A 22,531-nucleotide genomic window follows, 5' to 3' on the forward strand; every position below is an offset into this window, starting at 1 on the left:
GCACCGGGCACCGCGCCGGCCCCGGCGCTGCCGCCGGCTGAACAGGGCACGACCGAAGCCACTACCGCCCCACTGCAGGCGGTTCCGGCCCAGCCGGCGGCCCAGCAGGGCTTCCAGCCAGTGGGCGAGGGCGAGATCCGCACCGAGTCGCTGGACGGCAACTGACTTTCGTCACGCGCGCCGTCATGGCGGCGTTGCGTTATGCTCAACCTCCTGTTTACTAGGTACGCGAGCAGCACATGGGCAGTATGAGCTTGTGGCATTGGGTGGTGGTGCTGGTCATCGTGCTTCTGGTGTTCGGCACCAAGAAGCTGACCAGCGGTGCCAAGGACCTTGGCAGCGCCGTCAAGGAATTCAAGAAGGGCATGCGCGACGAAGATGCGCCGCCCGCGCAGCTGAATGACCAGTCGCGCAACACCGATTCGACGACGTCCTCGCAGAACGAGCACGACCGCGACCGTCGCTGACCGGACGATCTGGCGTGTTCGATATCGGCTTCAGCGAACTGCTGCTCATTGCAGTGGTCGCTCTGGTAGTGCTTGGCCCGGAACGCCTGCCCAAGGCGGCGCGGTTCGCCGGGCTGTGGGTGCGCCGTGCGCGCAACCAGTGGGACTCGGTGAAGCAGGAGCTCGAACGCGAACTGCACGCCGATGAGATCAAGCGTCAGTTCCGCGAGGCGCAGCAATCGGTGCAGGACACCGAGGCGCAGCTGCGCGCCAGTGGCGAAGCCGCGCGGCGGCAGGCCGAGGAGCTGCAGCGCGATGTGGCGCGCACCGAAGCGGGCCACGCGGAAGAACCGCTGATGACCGGGCCGGTGCCGGATTCACCGGCCAGCGTGGCCCAGCACGTGGTACCGGCCGGGTCTGAAACTCTGGAAGCGGAACCGCCGCGCGATGCGATGTCGCCGCCGGGTATCGACGGGGGATCGCCGCGCGCGCCCGCCCCGCTGCCGACCGCCGACATTCCGCCGGAGGCCAAGCCATGAGCGGCCAGGACGCACCCGAAAGCGGGTTGATAGAGCATCTCATCGAGCTGCGCGCGCGCCTGATGCGCGGGCTGATCGGGCTGGGCGTGATCCTGCTGGGGCTGATGCCGTTTTCGCGGCAGATCTACACCTGGCTGGCTGAGCCGCTGGTGTCGCAGCTGCCCAACGGGCAGTCCATGATCGCCACCAACCCCGCCGGCGCGTTCTTCGCACCGTTGAAGCTGACCTTCTTCGTGGCGCTGTTCATCGCGGTGCCGTGGTTGCTGTTCCAGCTGTGGTCGTTCGTGGCCCCGGGCCTGTATGCGCGTGAAAAGCGTCTGGCAGTGCCATTGCTGGTGTCGTCGGTGCTGCTGTTCTATATCGGCTGCGCGTTCGCCTACTTCCTTGTGCTGCCGGCGGTGTTCCACTTCCTGACGACGTTCCGCCCGGATGTCATCGCGATCACCCCGGACGCCAATGCGTACCTGGATTTCGTGCTCGCGATCTTCTTCGCCTTCGGCAGCAGTTTCGAACTGCCGGTGGCGATGGTGATCCTGACCCTGCTGGGCTGGATCAGCCCGCAGCAGTTCAAGGAAGGCCGCGGCTACGCGATCGTGGGCATCTTCGTGCTGGCCGCGATCCTGACGCCGCCGGATGTGGTGTCACAACTGATGCTGGCCATTCCGATGTGCCTGCTCTATGAGCTGGGCATTCACGCGGCGCGATGGCTGGTGCCCAAAAGCAAGGCGGAAACCGCGTAGAGCCACGCCCTGCGTGGCTTCGACCAAGCCGGCACCGCGCAGCCACGCAGGGCGTGGCTCTACGGATCGGTCTGGCATCGTGAAGCCACGCAGGGCGTGGCTCTACGTCCGATCAGGCGGCGAGGATGTTCTTCGGGCCGTTCGACGCCGGCACCGGCGGCGGGTTACCACGGGTGCGGTGAGCGAACATCTGCTTCCAGGCGGCGTATACCGCGCCGACGTACAGCGGCATCATCACGGTGATCACACCCAGGTTCAGCACGGCCATCCCGACATTTGGTCCGGCAAAGAGCGTCGCGATATTGGCCACGATGAAAATCAGGAAGTTGATGCACACCGAGGCGATCAGCCACAACAGCATGAACACGACCATCGCGGTGAAGTTCTCGATGCAGCCCTGCAGACTCATGCGCAGCGCGTGCATGCCGCTCTGGCGATCAAACATGACCAGTGCCGGCTGAGTGAACATCGCCATGCTCAGCGCCACGAACACGACAAACGTCAGTGCCATCCAGAGCAGGATGCGCTTGACCGGAACCGGGTCGAACACCGCCTGCATCTGTTCACTGGTGGCGGGCGTGTCGGCCAGCTGCAGTGCCTGAAGATCAAGCGTGGCCTGGGCAATGGACGCCAGTCCTTCTTTTCCAATCATGGCAAGCAGCAGGCTGCCGAGAAGGACCATGGCGGCGAAGTAGATCAGCAACGGCACCAGCAGGTGGAACACACGACGGTCGCGGATCGGCTGCAGCAGATGCGTGGGCCGGGCACGGTGACCCTGGTCGATCTCGCTCACTGCCCACAACATGCCGCCGAACACGATCGGGCCGGTGGCCAGCCAGAGCATCTGCACCGCCGTGCCGATCCAGCTGGGAAGCGCCTGCGAAAGGGCGAACATCAACGAACTGACCAGCATGCCGATCACACCCAGCACAGCCAGTTGCAGCGGCGCACGGCGGTACAACGAAAAAGTGTCCAGCAGCCATTGGGCACCCGCCGAGGCGGGCAGCTTGCGAATGTCTCTCATACCAATCCGGAACAGGGGGAGTAGGGGCCGCAGGCCCCGTGCTGACTCGATTATCCCTGTTTTGCGGGCGCGGCACCTGAAGATGTGGCGGTTCAGTGTCCGCGTTCGATGTTGCGCGCCTGGCGCACGAACCGGCGCAGCAGCTGGCGGGCCAGCGGGGCCGCGCTGACCCCACGCGCCACGGTGCGGGCGCAGCCGCCGTGGCTGCGGATGCAGTCCGCACGTGCACGCACGTAACCGCGCATGTGGTGAGTGGCAAATTCGGGATGGAACTGCACCCCCCAGGCCTGCTGCCCCCAGCGGAAGGCATGGCAGTTGTCCTGTGCCGAGCGGGCCAGGATGGCGGCCCCTTCCGGGGCACGCAGCACGGTCTGCAGGTGGGTGGCGTGCGCGGGGAAACGCGCGGGAAGGCCGGCGAACAGCGGGTCGTCGACTGCGGAGGGGTCCAGCGCCAGTTCGATCGTGCCCGACTCGCGCCCGGCCGGGTTGTAGGCCACCTCACCGCCGAGCGCATGCGCCAGCAGCTGGTGCCCATAGCAGATGCCAAACACCGGGCGGCCGTCGTGGGCGACGTCGCGCAGCCACTGTGCACTGCGCTCGCTCCAGTCGGCACGGTCAGTGACGTAAGCAGCCGAGCCGGTGACGATCACTCCGGCGAAACCAGACGGCTCGGGGAGGGCTTCGCCGTGCTCGACATCCACCACCACGGTGTCGTCGGCCTCCAGCCCGGCCGCCACCCGGATCCAGTGCGGAAAACGCCCGTAGCGGCGCAACGAGGCGACCGGCTGGCCGGTTTCAAGAATCAGGAAGGGCGCGCGGTTCATCCGGGGGCGGTAGTACAGACAGGACTTCCTCGATTGTAGTCAGCCCTGCCGCCACCTTTTCAAGCCCCGCGCGGCGCAGGGTTCGCAACCCTTCAGCACGCGCCGCACGGCTGAAACCGGCCAGATCCATGTCCGACCGGATCAGCCCGCGCAGGCGCGAACCCAATGGCAGCAGCTCATACAGGCCGACCCGCCCCAGGTAACCGGTGCGCCGGCAGTCGATGCAGCCGGCCGGCGCATATGGCGTGGGCGACTCTGGTAATGCTTCATCGGCATCAGCCAGAGCCGCCCATTGCGCCGCGCTGAGCGGTTTGGGCACCTTGCAGTGGGGGCACAGGGTGCGCACCAGGCGCTGCGCCAGGATGCCGTTCACGGTGGAGGCGATCAGGTAGTGCGGCACGCCCAGATCGAGCAGACGGGTGATCGCCGAAGGCGCGTCGTTGGTGTGCAGGGTGGACAGCACGAGGTGACCGGTCAGCGAAGCCTGCACCGCCATCTGCGCGGTTTCCAGGTCGCGGATCTCGCCGATCATGATGATGTCCGGGTCCTGGCGCAGCAGGGTCCGCACCCCGGCAGCGAAGTCCAGGTCGATGTTGGTCTGCACCTGCATCTGGTTGAACTCCGGCGCGATCATTTCGATCGGGTCTTCCACCGTGCACACGTTCACGTCCGGGGTGGCCAGCCGCTTCAGGGTGGAATAGAGGGTGGTGGTCTTGCCCGAGCCGGTCGGGCCGGTGACCAGCACGATGCCGTGCGGCCGTTCCACCAGCGCGGTCCAGCCGGCCGCTTCTTCCGGGCTGAAACCCAGCTGGTCGATGCTCTTGAACGCCGCATCCGGGTCGAAAATGCGCATCACGCACTTCTCGCCGAACGCGGTGGGCATGGTCGACAGACGCATTTCCACTTCGCGCCCACCCGGCGAGCGGGTTTTGATGCGGCCATCCTGCGGGCGGCGGCGCTCGGCCAGATCCATGCGGCCAAGTACCTTGATCCGGCTGACCACGGCGGTCATCACCGCCGGGGGCACCTCGAACACCTTGTGCAGCACCCCGTCGATGCGGAAGCGCATGCGCCCCATGTCGCGGCGCGGCTCCAGGTGAATGTCCGAGGCGCGTTGTTCATAGGCGTACTGCAGCAGCCAGTCAACGATGTGGACGATGTGGTGGTCGTCGGCGTTGACGTCGCCGGCGCGGCCCAGCTCGACCAGCTGCTCGAAGCTGGGCAGGGTGCCGCTGGGCTCGCCACGGCTGTCGCTGCGCGCGCCGCGCACCGAGCGGGTGACCCCGTAGAACTCCATGGTGTAGCGGTGCAGATCGAGCGGATTGACCGTGGTCAACTCGATCTGGCGGCGGGTGAGATGCTGCAGGTCGCGCAGCCATTCACTGGCCAGGGGCTCGCTGGTCGCCACCAGCACGCGCTCGCTGTTCACTGCCAGCGGCAGGAAACGGTGGCGCTTGGCGTAGGCATGGGACACCAGGGCCGTGACCGCCGCAACGTCCACCCGGGTCGGGTCGATGCGCAGGTAGCGGGTACCGGTGCGCTGGGCCAGCCATTCGGTCAGCCGTTCCAGGCCCAGCTCGCCGCCGCTGGCACAGGCGAGCTTGAGATTGGCCAGCAGCACCAGCGGATGAACCTCACTGGCATTGCGCGCCCCGTGGGCGGAAAAGCGGATCCGCTCCTGTTCCTGGGGCGCGACCAGTCCATCGGCCACCAGCGCCGCCGCGACCTGGTCAAAACTCAGCCGGCCGGGCGGCAACGGTACCGGCTCCGGGGTGGACGCAGACCCGGTCTGGCCGGCGGGAAGGGGCGGTACCGATGGGCGATGATCCATGATCGCTATACTAGCGCACCCCCTTTGCAGGCAAGAATCCGCCGCATGTCCGCCACGAAGACCGTTCCGATCACGTTCCAGGGCCTCATCCAGACCCTCAACCAGTACTGGGCGCAGCAGGGCTGCGTGCTGATCCAGCCGCTGGACCTGGAGGTCGGGGCCGGCACCTTCCACCCGGCCACCTTCCTGCGCTCGATCGGTCCGGAAAGCTGGAATGCCGCCTATGTGCAGCCTTCGCGCCGTCCCACCGACGGCCGCTACGGTGAAAACCCCAACCGCCTGCAGCGTTACTACCAGTACCAGGTCGCGATGAAGCCGAGCCCGGACAACATCCAGCAGCTGTACCTGGATTCGCTCAAGGCACTGGGCATCGACCCGCTGGTCCATGACCTGCGCTTCGTCGAGGACAACTGGGAATCGCCGACCCTGGGTGCCTGGGGCCTGGGCTGGGAAGTCTGGCTCAACGGCATGGAGGTGACCCAGTTCACCTACTTCCAGCAGGCCGGTGGCCTGGAGTGCAAGCCGGTGCTGGGCGAGATCACCTACGGTCTGGAACGCCTGTGCATGTACCTGCAGAACTGCGACAACGTGTATGACCTGGTCTGGACCTACGGCCCGGACGGCACGCCGGTGACCTACGGCGACGTCTACCACCAGAACGAAGTCGAGCAGAGCACCTACAACTTCGAGTACGCCAACGTGGAAGAGCTGTTCCACCGCTTCGACGCGTGCGAAAAGGAAGCCCAGATGCTGGTCGAGGCGGGCCTGCCGCTGCCGGCCTACGAGCAGGTGTGCAAGGCCAGCCATTCGTTCAACCTGCTGGACGCGCGCCGCGCGATCAGTGTCACCGAGCGTCAGCGCTACATCCTGCGTGTACGCGCGCTGGCCCAGGCGGTGGCAAAACTGTATGAAGCCAAGCGCCTTGAAGCGGTGGCCGCCAAGGAGGTGCAGGCATGAGCACGATGCAGCCGCTGCTGATTGAATTGGGGACCGAGGAACTGCCGGTGAAGGCCCTGCCGGGCCTGGCCCAGGCGTTCTTCGATGGCGTCATTGATGGCCTGACCAGGCGTGGCGTGGCCGTGGAACGCGGCGACGCCAAGCCGCTGTCGACCCCCCGCCGCCTGGCCGTGCTGCTGCCCGGTGTGGCCATGGAGCAGCCGGAACAGCGCGCCGAAGTGCTGGGGCCGTACCTCAACATCGCGCTGGACGCCGACGGTCAGCCGACCAAGGCCCTGCAGGGTTTCGCCGCCAAAGCCGGCATCGAATGGAACGCGCTGGAGCGCACCACCGACGGCAAGGGCGAGCGCTTCGTCCACCGTTCGGTGACCCCGGGCGCGCGCACCGCCGCGCTGCTTCCGGAGATCCTGGCCGAAACGATTGCCGCCATGCCGATTCCCAAGCCAATGCGCTGGGGCAGCCATGCCTATGGCTTCGCGCGCCCGGTGCACTGGCTGGTGCTGCTGCACGGCAAGGACGTGGTGGACGCCGAGCTGCTCGGCCTGAAGGCCGACCGCATGAGCCGCGGTCACCGCTTCATGCACGACAAGACCGTGTGGCTGAGCACCCCGGAAGACTATGTGAGCTCGCTGGAATCGGCCTGCGTGCTGGTCGACGCCGACGTGCGCCGCGAGCGCATCGTCGCCAGCGCCCACGCCGAAGCGGCCAAGGCCGGCGGCCAGGCCCGGATCACCGACGACAACCTGGAACAGGTGGTCAACCTGGTGGAATGGCCGGCACCGGTGCTGTGCAGCTTCGAACGCGAGTTCCTGGCCGTGCCGCAGGAAGCGCTGATCGAAACCATGGAGATCAACCAGAAGTTCTTCCCGGTGCTGGATGCCAGCGGCAAGCTCACCGAGAAGTTCATCGGCATTGCCAACATCGAGTCCAGGGACGTGGCCGAAGTGGCCAAGGGCTACGAGCGCGTGATCCGCCCGCGTTTCTCCGACGCCAAGTTCTTCTTCGACGAAGACCTCAAGCAGGGGCTGGAGTCGATGGGCGAAGGTCTCAAGACCGTGACCTACCAGGCCAAGCTGGGTTCGGTGGCCGACAAGGTGCAGCGCGTGGTGGCGCTGGCCGAACTGATCGCCCCGCAGGTCGGTGCCGATGCGGTGCTGGCCAAGCGCGCCGCGCTGCTGGCCAAGAACGACCTGCAGTCGCGCATGGTCAACGAGTTCCCGGAACTGCAGGGCATCGCCGGCCGCCACTACGCCGTGGCCGGTGGCGACTCGCCGGAGGTGGCGCTGGCCATCGACGAGGCCTACCAGCCGCGCTTTGGCGGCGACGACATCGCACTGTCGCCGCTGGGCAAGGTGCTGGCCATTGCCGAACGGCTGGATACCCTGGCCGGTGGCTTTGCAGCCGGGCTGAAGCCGACCGGCAACAAGGACCCCTTCGCCCTGCGCCGCAATGCCCTGGGCCTGGCGCGGACGATCATCGAGTCGGGGTTCGACCTGGATCTGCGCGCGCTGCTGGAGACCGCGTTCGGCCATCTGCCCGCCGCCGTCCAGCCCAATGCCGAGCGCAAGACCGAGTCGCTGCCGCAGGATGTCTACGAGTTCATTCTTGAGCGCCTGCGCGGCTACTACGCCGACAAGGGCGTGCCGGCCACGCACTTCAATGCCGTGGCCGAACTGAAGCCGGCTTCGCTGTACGACTTCGACCGCCGTATTGACGCCATCGGCACCTTCGCCGCATTGCCGGAGGCCGAAGCGCTGGCCGCCGCCAACAAGCGCATCCGCAACATCCTGCGCAAGGCCGAAGGCGATATTCCGGGCATGGTCGATCCCTCGCTGCTGGCCGAACCGGCCGAAAGCGAACTGGCTGAGGCCGTGGAAGCGGCCATTGACGACAGCAACGCCAGCCTCCACCAGAAGGATTACGTCAGCGTTCTGGCGCGTCTGGCCCGCCTGCGCGCCCAGGTGGATGCGTTCTTCGACGGCGTGATGGTCAATGCCGAGGACCCCGCGTTGCGCGGCAACCGCCTGGCGCTGCTCAAGCGCCTCGGTGACCGCTTGGGCAGCGTGGCGGCGATCGAGCATCTGTCCAGCTGATCCGCGGCGCGGAACGTTCTGGAAACCCGAAGTGCCCGGCGAGAGCCGGGCATTTTGCTATCAGAACAATCCTGGAAAACGATAGAAAGTTGTATTCGAAAACGGCGTTGCATTTCCGAGTATCGAGTCGACCACCGAGCGCAATGCAAGTGCTCCGAAGGTGGTCCGCCTCCCCCCACTCCGCGAATGACTCCGCCATGCCGAACACCGTCGCTGCCACCCCCTCTTCCTCCTCGCCTGCGCTGCCGTCGTTATCCGTCGACGTCGACGGTTTAACGCCCACCGGCCCGCTTCCGTCCGCTCCGCCACTCACGATCAGGAACCACGCCTTGGCGTTGCCCGCCGCACGCGCGCGGCCAGACGTTGAGCTGACGCCACGGGAACATGCGGTCCTCGAACAGCTCATCCAGAGCAGCGACCCGCGCGCACCGCAGCTGGTCACGATGCTCACAACGAAAATCCTTGCAGCCTCGGACGCCGCCGTCCGCGGGGCCATCGTCGCGCGTTTCGAGCAGGCGCTGGCCGACCAGGCCGACATCCTGACCCCGCTCAAGGACATGTGTTTCAACATCGTCAACGACGCGGTCTACCGACAGGCATGGCGCTCGGCCTCGCATGCACTTCCGGGTGTCACCGGGGTGGCCGGTGCTGCCCAGGTGGCGCGCGCGCTGTACCAGGGCGACTGGCACGCGATCAGCACCGCACTGCCGAGCCTGCTCCCGCTGCTGCCGGCGCTGCGCAGCTGTGAGGCCGTCGAAACCGTGATCCGCGGACTGCCACCGGCGCTGACGGAAGCGCTGCAGTCGTTGCACGACTGGGTACGCAACACCGATGACGCCACCACGCTGGACCTGGGAATCGAAGAGGCGGGCGGAGCGCTCGCGGCCGCCGTGCTGCTGTGGCAGCTGCACAACCGGCTGCCAAAGGCCTCGGGGCAACTGCAGGGGGTCGCAGACTTCATTGCCAACCTGCCGATCTACTGGCGCAGGCTGGCCAGTGCGAATGGACTTGGCGGCGCTTTGTTCGCCCCGGTGCCCGAGGGGCCGGGCCGGCTGTCGAGCATCGACCGCAAGGAGATGGTGGCGTTCAAACGCGCGGAGGATCGCCGTCACCTGCAGGACGACAACACGCCGGTGCCCACGCCCCGCCGCCTGGTCACGCCGGCGTCGCCCCCACCCCGCCGCCCCCGCTTCGATCTGCAGAGTGCGTCTGCACCGAACCGGCTGGCCACGCCGGGGCCCATCGCGGTGCCGCCGCTCGACGAGCTTTACCCCGCACGTTCGCCGGCAAGCGGTGTGGCCGGCGGTGTGACGGGTTGGCTCAGCTGGCTGGGTACCGGCGTTGGCATCGTGGGTGGCTTCCAGAAAGTGGCGCAGAACGAGATCTGGATCGAAATGGCGGAAACCGGAGCGTCCTCGACCGCTGCGAGCGCTGCCGACCCTGCCGGTTCCGCGCTGCTGGATGGCGCACCGAGAGCCGCCACCACGTCCCTCCTGGCCGGCGTGGGCGACGTGATCAGGCGCAACCCGGTGAAGGCGACAGCGACAGGAACCTTCGCCATCCTGGCCGGTGCCGCCGCCTGGTTCAGGGACGCATGGTGGCCCACCGGTGCCAAGCCACCGACTCCCGAGCAGCTGGCCGCGCTGCTGACGCAGGAAGTGGTTTCGCTCGACGGTGCCTGGGGCACCGGGCTGGACCAGCTGCTGGGACCTCTGGACGGTTCAGGCCACTCGCGTCGCCGCCGCAGTGTGTCCGGGCACACGAATTCAACCGACGCATCCCCGAAAACCGGCAGCGTACAGGGTTTGACCGACGTCCAGCGCGACCTGCTGCTGGGCAACGCAGCGCTGACCGGAACCCTGCGCTCGATGCAGGCCTGGGCATTGGCGCTGGCCCAGGACATCGCCCAGCAGGACGGCTGGCAGTGGGTGGCCGGTCTGGTCGGGTCGGAACAGGAACTGGTGGTCACCCAGCTGCACGTGCTGCACCACCTGGAGCCGGCGCTGCAGTCGCTGGCGGCGCTGCCGCAGCAGACACTGGACGAAGCGTTGGCACGCCATGGCTTCAAGGCCGGGCATGACGGTCTGCAGGTGGATCTGGGCCGGGCCAAGGTCGCCGGGGTCACGGTGGACGAGAAGATGCCGCTGCTGGAGTACTGCCTGCTGCGCGCCGGAAGCACACCCTCGCCGATACGCATCATCCACAACGGCACGCCGCTCAGTGCAGGGCCGCAGGAACTGCTGCAGGGCTTCCTGGCCAGCCAGGACTGCCAGACGCTGCAGCAGGAGGTGGAGACGCGCAGCGAGGTCCTGCAGCCGGCCCTGGTGAAGGCGCTGCGCGCACGGCTGGTGATCGACGCGGTCAGGGCCAAGTCGCGCGGGACGCTCGGCAGTGGTCCGCACGCCCTGCGCCGCGGCGCGGACATCGTGCTGGGCTTCCTGCAGGGTGCGGCGCACGTGGAGAGCGCCCTGCTGACCTATCGCGACGTGCTGTCCGACGGACGAACCGTCGAATTCAGCGTACCGCACTACCTCGTCCTGCGCAGTACCAGCGCCGACGCCGACCTGCACGGCCAGGTCGTGCTGTACCGCGCTGACCTGCAGCAGTTCCATGCCTTTGACAACGAGAACGCATTCCGCCAGTTCCTGGACGAACGCCGTGCCAAGGGCGGCGTGCACGTGGTGGACGGCGGAATCGACCGGACCCTGGTCGATGACATCATTGCCGCCGCCCCACCTGCGCTGCGCCCGCGTGTGCAGGAGCAGGTGCAGCGCTGGCAGGAACGCCAGGCCGCCTTCCAGTCCGGCAAGCTCGGCACTGACACCTGGAATGCGGGCGACAGCTTTGTGTTCGAGTTCAAACCGGCGACCGAGCCAGGCCATACGCTGGATGACTGGGCCTCCCAGCGCATCCGCTTCGCCCAGCAATACGCCGAGCAGCAGATTACGGCCAATCGCCTGCACTGGACCACGCTGGGCATCGCCAATGTGGCAACCGATGCAGATCACACCGAGCATCTGCGCAACGACGTGCAGACGCTGCAGGACCACGCCCGGCCGGGGCTGACCACCGAACTGGTGAACGTCCTGAGGCTGGCAGGCATCGACTTCCAGGATCTCGATCCGGATCACATTCTGCTGACCGTGCAGGGCACGCGCATGCACCTGACCGATTGGGCAGTGAGTGGCTGGCAGAAGCATGGCCTGCTGCGCCCGATCCTGCCGTCGAACCTGCCGGACCTGCCGGACTGGGAAGGCGGCCTGCCGAACCAGCGGCAGTCGCTGGAACCCTGGCCCAGCCCGATCGATCTGTTCGACATGGACCTGACCGTGCAGAAGGATGACGGCCGCGGCATGAAGGTCACCGACCGGCAGCGCACCGCCCAGCTGATGGATGAAGCAGCGCGCCGCGCAATCTGCGGCGTGCTCGACGACATGGCCCAGAGCAACCGCCTGGCCGACAGCTACGTCGCGCACCTGAAGGCCGTTGCCAGCGACGCCAGCAATGGCCTGCATGCCTCCATGGCCAATCACATCCGCGTGCACACCTTGTGGATGATCGAGAATGCCTACCTGCACGGGCGTCTGGACACGGCCGACTACACAGCGCTGAAACACGCGCACGGTCGAATGGACGGCAGCAGAAAGTATCGGTCAGCGCTGCAGATCGTGCAGATCAGGGGGCATGACATCCACGGCCTCTGGTCGCTGGATGCAAACGGAAAACACTACGTGTTCGTACCGGGCACCAGCGCTGGCGACCAGCTGCTGGACGAAGCCGCATTCGGCAACTGGCTGCTGCTGCCTGAAGCACAGGACTACGTGATGTCGCGCGCGCCGCTGCGCCACCACGAGGACCTGACCCGGGCCTTCCACGGCAAGCGCACCCGCAAGGGGATCCCGGTGACGTTCGGCAGGACCAGTGGCCCGTTGCAGGCCGCCAAGGCATTCATCGACATGCGCACCTCGGACGTGGACGAGATGACCACCAGCCAGCTGGAGCGGGTGACCCAGGCACTGACCCTGTTCGGTTCGGTTCTGTCGGGACTGACCTGCACGCTGGGCAGTGGCGGCACCCTGGCCGCGCTGTGCGTCAGCAGCACGCTGGCGCTGGTGGCCGAGGGCATCCACAGCGGCATGAACGCGCTGGAACGTGGTGATGTGGACGGTGCGGTCGGTGCCGTCGGAGGCAGTCTGGGTGATGCGCTGGACGTGCTCGGCGTCTTCTCACTTCCCAGCACCTTGTTCCAGCTGAGCCGGAGAGGGCTGTCGTCGGTCACCGAGGCCGTCGATGCGCTGGCCCAGTGGCGCCGGCAGGCCGAGGCGTTCACCCCTGATGGCCAGGTCAATCCGGTCTTCTCCCTGTCCAGCGAATCGCTGAGCATCGCGGGGCTGCCTGTCCTGAGGAAGGAGGTAGGCGGTACGACGCTCTTCGCACAAGGAGAGGCTACCTATGTGAAACAGGGCGACCGCTACCTTCCGATTTACGAGGACGAAAGCGACAACGTATTGCGGCTCAAGCTGGACAATGCCGTTGACGAGACCGGACCCCCTGTCCACCTGGAAAATGGTCAGTGGCAGCGTCTGGACCGGCAGCCGAACAGCCTGAAGACGTCGACGCCACGCACGGTCGACAAGCCTGAGTGGCTCAGGAAGATGCCCGAGGCCGCCCATCTGCCAGCAGACAAGCTGGACGAGGTGGAAGCGATGTTCGGTGCGCGCGCGCCCGGCATGACGCCATCGCCAGACATGAAGGACTTCATCCGCGACTTGAACATGCAGGAACGCATCAAGGCGATCCGGGACGATCCGCAGTCGCTCGGCCAGCCTGGCGACGAAGCCATCATGATGCGTGCCTGGGCTGACAGCCCGTTGCTCGGCAACGGCAGGAGCGTTGAGACGTTCATCCAGGAAATAGGCGAATGGACGCGTGGTGTCCGCTTCGGAAAGGGAGCGGTAGGGATGATGGTGGAGGTTTCCAGTCCGCGTCAGTTGCCGACCCTGGAAATGTTGATCGATGCCGCCGATGAAGTCGCGCTGCGTCATCGGCTGAAGCTTTCTCCGGACAGCGACGGTCTGGCTCTGATAAATGCCGTACGTGAGGAGCTTGCCCGCACGATTCTGCTCAACCAGGAGCAGAGCCTGCTCTCCTGGAAGCGCTGGCTGATCGTCCAGCACCGTCTTCCAACGGCTGCCGATAATCTGAACAAGCACTACCCGGAGTTGACCAAAAGCGAAGCAGAATCGTTGACTGCCAGCGATATGAAACTGGAGAAACTCGCGCTGTCGTGGCTCTTTCCGACCGAAACGTCGGCCAAGGTCGCCGAGGTGCTGGCCCGTCGCTCGCGCCGGGAGCAGCGTCAGTCGGTCCTGAGCGGCCGTCTGCGCTCCATGTCGCAGGTGCAGGAGTTACGTAATCATCTGCAGGAAACCGTCCCGAAGCTCAACTGGAAGATCACTGACGATCCCAACGGCGAAGGCTTCGTGCTCAGTTTCAGCGATGCCGACGGTAAAGAGAATCTCCGCAGTGTCACATTTGCCACCGACGGTAACGTGCGCCGTGCGACTGAAGATGGCGGAGCAGCACCGCCCAGCTGGGAGCAGGCCATATTCGAAGCGCTGACACCACGCGAGCAGCAGGCATTGGGGGACGCGGCAGCACTGCGCAGAGTCGTGGTCGAGCACATGAAGCAGACCCCGTTGGTGCGAAATACCTGCACCCTTCCGAAAGCTGTCAGAAGAATAGTCAAGCGAAGCGCGGACTGTGATCCTGCGATCTCCGTGGACCTCACCCGGAACGAGGTAGACGCGCGTGACGAAGTGACGCAGGCCCTGCAGGTCTCCCACGACCACGCAGAGCAGGAGTACGCCAGGATCCGCGCGCTGCGGGAGGAGCTCACCCAGCTTCGGTTGGATTCCAAACAGCCGGCCGGGATCACCCCGGCGCAGAAGGCACGCATGGTCGAGCTGTCGGAGATGACGCTCATGCATGAGAAGAACTTCCGGATGAAGAACTTCGTGGCCTACCGCGTGGGATCATTGATGGTTGGCGGCAAGCGGGTACCTCCGTCCGAAAGTTTCCCGGAAACGGGGTCTGCTTACAGCGGCCCGCCCGTCAGCTGGCTGACACCCGGAGAGTATGTGGGAAATGTGCCCATGCGCAGGGTGTTCCTGCGCGACGACGAGGTGGAAAAGCAGTACAAAGGAAAGGGAAAGCAGCGGGTCGCCATCGCGATTCCGCCGAGTGATCGCTTCCGCTCTGACTATCCCATGGGAGCGGACCTGATGACGGTCAGCAGTGAGCGGACGCGGGCGACGGGAATGGTTGAACTGACGGAACAGGACCTGGGTGCTGAACTGCCGCGTGATGGAAGTGGCGGCAGCACGCACTGGGTGACGTTCCAGGCGATGGATGACGCGCAGTTTGCATCGCTTCAGAAGGGTCAGCTGAGTCCGGCCATGCGCTCGGTACTGGGCGACACCGAGCCACTGGCTTCAAACCTGCGCTCACTGCGTCCTGGCCCCTACCGCGTTTTCGAGATCCGATCGTGCAGCGAAGGAAAGTTCCTGCAGCTGCTGTCCGATGGCCTGATCGACACGGATCCCGGCACCGCACCACGACTGCTGGCTCCGGTGAATGTGCCCGTGCCCGAAGTAACGGGCGAGGTAACGTTGGTATCGGACATGCATCCCTGCGAAACGACCTGCAATCGCCGACTGACTGCACTGATGAAGGTTCTGCCAAATCTCAATGTCCGTGTCTACTATCATTACATCGACAATGCGGAACGCACCCAGCACCGGTTTCAGATCATGGTCAACAGATGGGTCACGCGGACTGAATCAGAGTGGGCGAGCAACGGAACCGACATGGAACAGGCGCGTGCGCAGGTACATGCCCTCCTCTCTGACAAGGCCAATCCAGGACCGCGCGAACGAGCAGAGAGGGATCTGATGGACCACCCACCGACAGCCAGTGAAATGCCGGTTCCACGACTGTGGACGCCGGAAGAAGACCTCATCGAAGGGTTCTGATTTCCCGCACCACCCGGGCTCTCCGGCCCGGGTGGCTTTTACGGCAAGCATGCCAATGAGCGAAACGGAGGCGTTCATCGGCAGCCCCCATGACAGCGGAGACACAATGAGCATCAACAGAATTGACGGTGATCGGCCCAATGCACCCGTGTGCGGCGCGGGCGATTCCCTGCCATCACCGGCGGCGGTGGATCAGGCACTTGACGGCGTTCAGGCGGTTCATGCGGACCTGGACTTCTCCACTTTTCAACGTGTCCGCTACCGGGAGGAGCTGGTCGCGTGTCTCGATACCGGGTGGTTGCCGGGCGACAGTCTGCCGCCCGAGGGTGGTCGACAGTCGGGCCCGGTTGTCATGCTCCGGGAAGCGGCGCGCTCGCCGGATGGCGTTGTGTTCGGCGAGTGCAACCTTGCCCTCGATCCGGCGAGCATCGTCTTGGGCAAGCGCCATTCCCACGGGGGCGCGGACAGCTTTTTTGTCCAGCTTGAAGGGGCGTTCCATGTGCTCTGCATCGAATCGGGTCAGGATACCTCCCGCTATGAAATCTACGTCTCACCAGCCCGGGACTGGGCCACATTCCTGTCACATCTTGAGCAATCGTGAATACGGCGTGATGTCCCCCGTACGATAACGCTGCTCGGCGGGCTTCGTTTTCAGCCCGTTCCCGCTATCCTGTCCCGATGCAGCCAAAGAAATACGCCCTCCCCCTGATGGTGCTGGCCCTGTTCGCCGCCTCGGCGGCGCACGCGCGCGGCACCATCGAGAAGGTGGACATCAAGGGATTGGACAAGGGCGACGACGCCGAGATGATCGAGAACATCGAGGTCTCGCTGTCGCTGTACGACACCATCGGCCAGGTCCAGGGCGAGTCGCGCCTGGAGTACCTGCTGTCGCAGGCCGAACGCCAGACCCGCCAGGCGCTGGAGCCGTTCGGGTTCTATAACCCGAAGATCACCGTGGAGAGCCCGCGTGAAGGCGACACGCTGCGCGTGGTCATCCATGTCGAGAAGGGCCCACCCACGCTGGTGCGTCGGGAGCACATCGACATCACCGGCCCGGCCCAGCTGGACCAGTACCTGCAGGATGACCTGGAGAATTTCCGCCCGCGCAAGGGCCAGCGCTTTGAGCACACCACCTACGAAGCCAGCAAGATCGTCATCACCCGCCGGCTGGCCGAGCGCGGCTACTTCGATGCCGACTACACCGAGCGCCGGGTCGAGATCACCCGTGCCGAGAACGCCGCCGACATCGACCTGACCTGGGACAGCGGCCGCCGCTACAACATGGGTGAGATCCGCTTCAACCAGGACTACTTCGTCGACAGGCTGTTCGACCCGCTCGTCTACTGGGACACCGGCAGCTACTACCACGAAGGCAAGCTGGACCGCCTGCGCGAGTCGCTGACCAAGCTGGACTATTTCAGCACCATCGACATCCAGCCGCGTCCGGACCAGGCCGACGACAACGGCAACGTGCCGGTGGACGTCAACCTGACACGCGCCAAGCGCACCATCTACACCGCCGGTGTCAGCTACGGCAGCGAGAGCGGGGCCGGTGTGCGTGGCGGCATCGAGCGTCGCTTCCTGAACAACCGCGGTCACAAGATGAACACCCAGCTGGACTATGCGCAGAACCGCAAGAGTCTGGTGGTCAGCTACCGGGTGCCGGCGTTCCGCTGGCTGGATGGCTGGTATGGGCTTACCGCCAGCGCGTACGACGAGCAGACCGACTACATCGACCTGCGCAACTTCAAGCTGATCGGCAGTCGCAGCGGCCAGCTCAACGAGAACTGGACCCTGATCGCCTCGGTCAACGCCCTGCGCGAGCGCTGGCGCTATGCCTCGGGCACCGAGTTCACCAACGCCATCTACAACACCTCCACGCTGGTGTATCCGCAGCTGGTCGCCGATTACGTAAACGTCGACGACAACCTGTTTCCGCGCAAGGGCGTGAGCGGCAGCGCCACGGTGCGCGGCGGCGTGGAAGGTGCAGGCTCGGACACCAGCTTCGTGCAGGCCAATGTGCTGCTGCGCTGGTACATCCCGATCGGTGACAGCAACCGTCTCATCCTGCGCGGTGAAGGCGGCACCACCTGGACCAGCGACCTGGTCGCCATGCCTCCCAGCCTGCGCTTCTTCGCCGGCGGTGACCGCAGCATCCGCGGCTACGCCTTCCGCGAAGTGGGTCCGCGCACCCCGGAACCGGACAAGTACGCGCTGGGCGCGAAGAACCTGGTGGTCGGGTCGGCCGAGTACGAGCACTACTTCAATGGGGGTCCGTGGGGTGCGGCGGTGTTCGTGGACACCGGTAGCGCCTTCGACAACACCATCGACCTGCACACTGGTGTCGGCTTCGGCGTGCGCTGGAAGTCGCCGGTCGGCCCGGTGCGGGTGGATATCGCGCATGGCTTGAATGACCCGGATTCGCAGTTCCAGCTGTACCTGAACATCGGAGCGGACCTGTGAGCACGCCGACGCCCGCCCCGCAGAACAAGATCGCCCCACCGCGCGTGCGCTTCTACCGCAGGCGCCGCTTCTGGGCGTGGTCCGGCTTCACCGCGCTGGGCCTGGGCCTGCTGGCATTGCTGCTGCTGTACTGGCTGCTGCAGACCGTCGCCGGCCGCGACGTGCTGCTCGCCCAGGTGATGGCACGCTTGCCGGTGGGTGCCACCCTGCAGTGGAGCAAGGTCGACGGTCCGCTGGCCGGGCCGCTGGTGCTGCACGACCTGGATTTCCGTTACAACGACATCCACTTCACCGCCAAGCGCGCCTACCTCGATCCCGACCTGCGTCCGCTGCTGGGGCGCAAGCTGCAGCTGGACGCGCTGCAGCTGACCGATGCCAGCTTGAATCTGGCCAAGAGTGACGAACCGTTTGAAATGCCCTCGTGGCCGGAGTCGCTGCCGCAGATCGAAATGCCGCTGGCGATCCAGGTCGATACCATCACCATCGACGGGTTCCGCGTCACCCAGGCCGGCGAACCGCTGATCGACATCGACAAGGTGCGCGGCGGGCTGGAGATCGCCAACGGCGAATTCCGCGCCAAGCAGCTGGTGGTGGACAGCGACTACGGTGATTTCCGTGTTGATGGGCGCTATGTCCCGCGCAACGACTACTCGACTGACATCACGATCAGCGCGCTGATGCCGGCCCCGCGTGGCCGCACACCGGCGCGGCTGGGGTTGGTGGCGCGCGGCGATCTCGGCCGCATGGAAGTGGCGCTGGCCGGCTACGCGCCGGAGCCGTTGCAGGCCAGTCTGATTTTTGAAGGGCGCGACGACCCGGTTTGGAAGGCCAGCGCGAAGAGCGACGCACTCGATCTGGCGCTGCTGGTACCGGGCATGGACGCCAGCACCAGCACACCTCTGTCGCTGGACTTCCAGGCCAATGGCAAGGGCGGGCAGGCGCATCTGCAGGGCCGCGTGCAGCAGGGCGATCTGGTGGTGGAACTGGCCCCCTCCAACGTCGGCCTGGCTGACCAGGTCCTGACGGTGTCGCCGCTGGTGGTGAAGGGCTTCGGCGGGCAGGCGCGACTGCAGGGCAAGGCCGATTTCAGCGACCGCGAGAACGCCAGCCTTCGCTTCTCGATTGTGGCCAACGACCTGACCTACGTGCCGGCGGCCGATCCGGCCACGCCGGGCGCGGCTGCGCCGGTGCCAGTAACCCTCAAGGAGGCCCGCATGGGCCTGGCCGGCACACTGAAGCAGTGGGCAGCGGTGGGTGAGGCATCGGTCGAGCGCGAACAGCAGAGCGCCGACCTGCAGTTCGACATCCGCGGCAGCGACCAGGCCGCGCAGATCAAGCAGCTGCAGGCCAAGACCCCCGGCGGCACGCTGGAGGCCACCGGCCAGGTGGCCTGGGCTCCGCAGCTGGACTGGGACGTGGCCGCCAGGCTGGCCGGGTTTGATCCCGGGTATTTCGTGCCGGGCTGGGACGGGCGTCTGTCGGGTTCGCTGGCCTCCAAGGGCCGGCAGGTCCCGCCGACGCCCGGTAGTGCACCGGGAACCGCGCCGACCTACGAGGCCACCGTGGACGTGCCGGGCATCAAGGGCACGCTGCGCAACCGTTCGGTCGATGCGCAGGGCCGTTTCGCGATCCGTGGCACGCAGGGCGAGGGGAATGTGCGGCTGGCCGTGGGCAACAGCCGCCTGACCGCCAAGGGCAGCGTAGGCGACCGCCTCGACGTGCAGGCGCAGCTGGATCCGGTGCAGCTGGATGACCTCCTGCCCGGCAACAGCGGCACGCTGCGCGGTTCCGTGCAGGTGCGTGGGCCGCGTACCGCGCCGGACATCACCGCCGATCTGGTCGGCAACGGCCTGCGCTACGGCGACTACAGCGCGGAGTCGATCAGCCTGCAGGGCCGCCTGCCGTGGCAGGGCGACAACGGCACGCTGGCGCTCCAAGGCACCGCGGTGCAGGTGGGCATGCTGCTGGACACGCTGAGCGTAAACGCACGCGGCAGTGTGTCGAACCTGCGGCTGGACGCGCAGGCGCGCAATGAACTGGGTGCGGTGGCATTGCAGGGCGGGGTGCGCCAGCAAGGCAACACGTGGCGCGGCGATGTTTCGCAGTTGAACATCGCGCCGGTCAAGGGCGATGCCTGGAACCTGCGCGGCCCGGCCACCTTCGCGGTGCAGGGCAGCAACTTCACCCTGAGCGACACCTGCCTGGGTGCGGCCACCGGCGGCGCGCTGTGCGCCAGCGCAAACTGGCCGCGCGATGGGTTGGTGGTACGTGGTGACGCGTTGCCGCTGGCGCTGGTGCAGCCGTGGCTGCCGCCGCAGTCGGGCCGGCGCATCTACCTGCGCGGCGAAATCACCTTGGACGGCCGCATTCGTCCGCGTGGCAATGCGTGGGAAGGCAACGTACGGATCGCCTCGCTGGAAGGCGGCATCCGCCTGGGCGACAACGCGCGTGGCGAACTGGTGCGCTACGACCAGTTCTCGGCCAGCGTGGACATGAGCCCGGCGCAGATCGTGGGCAAGCTGGGTGTGGGTTTCCAGGGCAACGGCTTCGTTGACGCGAAGTTCCAGACCGGCTGGGAGCCGAGCGCACCGCTTAACGGCGAGCTGTACCTCAACATGTCGCGGCTGTACTGGCTGGAGCTGTTCTCGCCGGACATCGTGCGCCCGACCGGCCTGATTGAAGGTCACGTCAGCCTGCGCGGCACGCGCGGGCAGCCGTCGCTGGGCGGCGAGGCCAAGCTGAGCAACTTCAAGGGCGAGTTCCCGGCACTGGGGCTGAGCTTCGACCAGGGTTCGGGCAGCTTCACCGCGCAGCCGGATGGCTCGGCGAAGATCCAGGCGCAGGCGAACTCGGGCAAGGGCACGTTGTTCGTGGACGGCGGGTTGTCGTGGTTCGGTGATGCGCAGCCGCTGCAGCTGCACATCCACGGTGAGAACGTGCTGCTGTCGAACACGCCGGAGCTGCGGATCGTGGCCAACCCGGACCTGGACTTCACCCTGGCGCAGACGGCGATGGAGCTGCGCGGCACGGTGCATGTGCCGGAGGCGGACATTGATCTGGAGCGCCTGGATCGCGGCACCTCGGTGTCCGAGGACGTGGTGATCCTGGACCCGGCGGACCCGGAGGAAACGCCGACCTCGCCGCTGGACATGGACCTGACGGTGAGCCTGGGCGACAAGGTCAACATGGCCGGCTTCGGCTTGAAGGGCGGGCTGGGCGGCAAGATGCAGGTCTGGGCGCGGCCGGGCCGCGAGATGACCGCGAACGGTGCGCTGGAAGTGCGCGGACGCTACAAGGCGTACGGGCAGGACCTCACGATCACGCGTGGCAACCTCAACTGGAACTACAACGCGGTGAGCGATCCGCGCATCAACATCCGTGCCGAGCGCCGGATCGGTGATGTGACGGCGGGCATCGACGTGACCGGGCGTGCGCAGTCGCCACGGGTGGACGTGTGGTCGGAACCGGCGATGTCGCAATCCGAAGCGCTGGCCTACCTGGTGCTGGGCCGCAGCCTGACCAACGCGAGCAGCGACCAGACCCAGCAGGTGACGGCGGCTTCTGCGGCGTTGTCGGCAGGCAGTGGACTGCTGGCCTCGCAGCTGGGCGCGAAGCTGGGCCTGGACGATGCGGGTGTAAGCCAGTCGCGCGCGCTGGGTGGTTCGGTGATCGGCTTCGGCAAGTACATCTCGCCCAAGCTGTACATCGGCTACGGCGTGTCGATGGTCGGCAGCGGTTCGGTACTGACCCTGAAGTACCTGCTACGCCGCGGCTTCGACCTCGAACTCGAATCGAGCACCGTTGAAAACCGAGGCTCCCTCAACTGGCGGCGCGAGAAGTAAATGCATTTGGCATGTAATCCGTAGAGCCACGCCCTGCGTGGCTGCTGCTGGATTCACGCGAACAACCCTCGGCTGACGGCGCTCCCGGCTTGGCGGCTCGGGATGGGCGTTCCGGGGGACGCTGTGAATACATCCCTGTAAGCTCATCGCCGCTTGCACGTGTGCGCAATCCTGCGCACACGGCAAGACCGGGGTTGGGCGTCCTGCCCAACCCGTCGGGCGCATGCGCCCGACCCATGCGGCTCGTGCCCCCTCCAACCCACCCCGACCCGCCACGACAAATGGTCGGTGGCCACGGGAAATCAACGGCGACAATGCCTGTTTCGCGGACGTGCCATCGATGACACGCATGGCGTGTCACTACGCGGATATCACATTGATGGGTTCGTTCGAAATGTTGGACGGGTAGCGTCGGTCGACAGACGACGGCCCTGAAACACCCCACATCCGGTAACGCATGACCCCCGATCGAAACGCGCTCTTCGCACGGGAAAAATGCCATTCGCGCCACCACGAAAATGCAGAAATCCGCATGCGCCAGTCCAACCGATTTCGGTTGCGACACGCGTGAAAAATCCGCATAAGCCCACGCACCAACGCACGAACGGGTCACACAAACCAATCACGTCACGCCGCCAAACACCACAGCGCGCTGCACCAACATCACGCAAAAATTCCTACATCCGCTATCGTTGCTTCTGTTGCATGGTTGGCCCAAGAGTCTGAAAGCTCTATCTG

General features: G+C 66.0%; 12 protein-coding genes and 1 pseudogene. 10 read left to right on the forward strand and 3 right to left on the reverse strand.

The window, feature by feature from the left end; translation table 11 throughout:
* The 4 genes and pseudogenes from EGJ34_RS22665 to tatC form a co-directional block, all read left to right on the forward strand.
* Window positions 1-165 (forward strand): annotated as a pseudogene (locus EGJ34_RS22665) (ligand-binding protein SH3); the annotation flags it as partial.
* Window positions 166-239: 74 nt separating this feature from the next.
* Window positions 240-467 carry a Sec-independent protein translocase subunit TatA gene (tatA, locus tag EGJ34_RS04800; RefSeq protein WP_125359404.1) on the forward strand — a complete coding sequence of 76 codons (228 nt, stop codon included), beginning with the start codon at window positions 240-242 and terminating at the stop codon, window positions 465-467.
* Between the two features lie 14 nt (window positions 468-481).
* Window positions 482-985 (forward strand): Sec-independent protein translocase protein TatB, encoded by a 504-nt coding sequence (gene tatB / locus EGJ34_RS04805; RefSeq protein WP_125359405.1) that lies wholly within the window; start codon window positions 482-484, stop codon window positions 983-985.
* Window positions 982-1,725 carry a twin-arginine translocase subunit TatC gene (tatC, locus tag EGJ34_RS04810; RefSeq protein ID WP_125359406.1) on the forward strand — a complete coding sequence of 248 codons (744 nt, stop codon included), beginning with the start codon at window positions 982-984 and terminating at the stop codon, window positions 1,723-1,725. The genes tatB and tatC overlap by 4 nt, the downstream gene beginning before the upstream one ends.
* A gap of 112 nt (window positions 1,726-1,837) precedes the next feature.
* Here the strand turns inward: tatC and EGJ34_RS04815 are convergent, their stop codons facing one another.
* The 3 genes from EGJ34_RS04815 to EGJ34_RS04825 form a co-directional block, all read right to left on the reverse strand.
* The gene (locus EGJ34_RS04815; protein ID WP_125359407.1) at window positions 1,838-2,749 is read right to left on the reverse strand and encodes a BPSS1780 family membrane protein; all 912 of its coding nucleotides are present in this window, start codon (window positions 2,747-2,749) and stop codon (window positions 1,838-1,840) included.
* A 92-nt stretch (window positions 2,750-2,841) separates the two neighbouring features.
* Window positions 2,842-3,573 (reverse strand): glutamine amidotransferase, encoded by a 732-nt coding sequence (locus EGJ34_RS04820; RefSeq protein WP_125359408.1) that lies wholly within the window; start codon window positions 3,571-3,573, stop codon window positions 2,842-2,844.
* Window positions 3,545-5,404 (reverse strand): GspE/PulE family protein, encoded by a 1,860-nt coding sequence (locus EGJ34_RS04825; protein WP_125359409.1) that lies wholly within the window; start codon window positions 5,402-5,404, stop codon window positions 3,545-3,547. Before EGJ34_RS04825 ends, EGJ34_RS04820 begins: the two co-directional genes overlap by 29 nt.
* A 45-nt stretch (window positions 5,405-5,449) precedes the next feature.
* Here EGJ34_RS04825 and glyQ point away from each other — a divergent pair, with 45 nt between their 5' ends.
* The 6 genes from glyQ (at window position 5,450) to EGJ34_RS04855 (ending at window position 21,793) form a co-directional block, all read left to right on the forward strand.
* On the forward strand, window positions 5,450-6,361 hold the full coding sequence (gene glyQ, locus EGJ34_RS04830) for a glycine--tRNA ligase subunit alpha (protein ID WP_125359410.1): 912 nt from the start codon (window positions 5,450-5,452) through the stop codon (window positions 6,359-6,361).
* Window positions 6,358-8,454, forward strand: a complete 2,097-nt coding sequence (gene glyS / locus EGJ34_RS04835; protein WP_125359411.1) for a glycine--tRNA ligase subunit beta — start codon at window positions 6,358-6,360, stop codon at window positions 8,452-8,454. The genes glyQ and glyS overlap by 4 nt, the downstream gene beginning before the upstream one ends.
* Before the next feature lie 329 nt (window positions 8,455-8,783).
* Window positions 8,784-15,488, forward strand: a complete 6,705-nt coding sequence (locus tag EGJ34_RS04840) for a hypothetical protein (protein ID WP_125359412.1) — start codon at window positions 8,784-8,786, stop codon at window positions 15,486-15,488.
* 106 nt (window positions 15,489-15,594) lie between these two features.
* Window positions 15,595-16,089, forward strand: a complete 495-nt coding sequence (locus EGJ34_RS04845) for a hypothetical protein (RefSeq protein ID WP_125359413.1) — start codon at window positions 15,595-15,597, stop codon at window positions 16,087-16,089.
* 77 nt (window positions 16,090-16,166) lie between these two features.
* Window positions 16,167-17,951, forward strand: coding sequence for an autotransporter assembly complex family protein (locus EGJ34_RS04850; RefSeq protein WP_125359414.1), 1,785 nt, complete (start codon window positions 16,167-16,169; stop codon window positions 17,949-17,951).
* Window positions 17,948-21,793, forward strand: a complete 3,846-nt coding sequence (locus tag EGJ34_RS04855) for a translocation/assembly module TamB domain-containing protein (RefSeq protein WP_125359415.1) — start codon at window positions 17,948-17,950, stop codon at window positions 21,791-21,793. The genes EGJ34_RS04850 and EGJ34_RS04855 overlap by 4 nt, the downstream gene beginning before the upstream one ends.
* Window positions 21,794-22,531 lie beyond the last annotated feature (738 nt).

Source organism: Stenotrophomonas sp. 278 (assembly GCF_003935715.1).
Lineage (GTDB): Bacteria > Pseudomonadota > Gammaproteobacteria > Xanthomonadales > Xanthomonadaceae > Stenotrophomonas > Stenotrophomonas maltophilia_AH.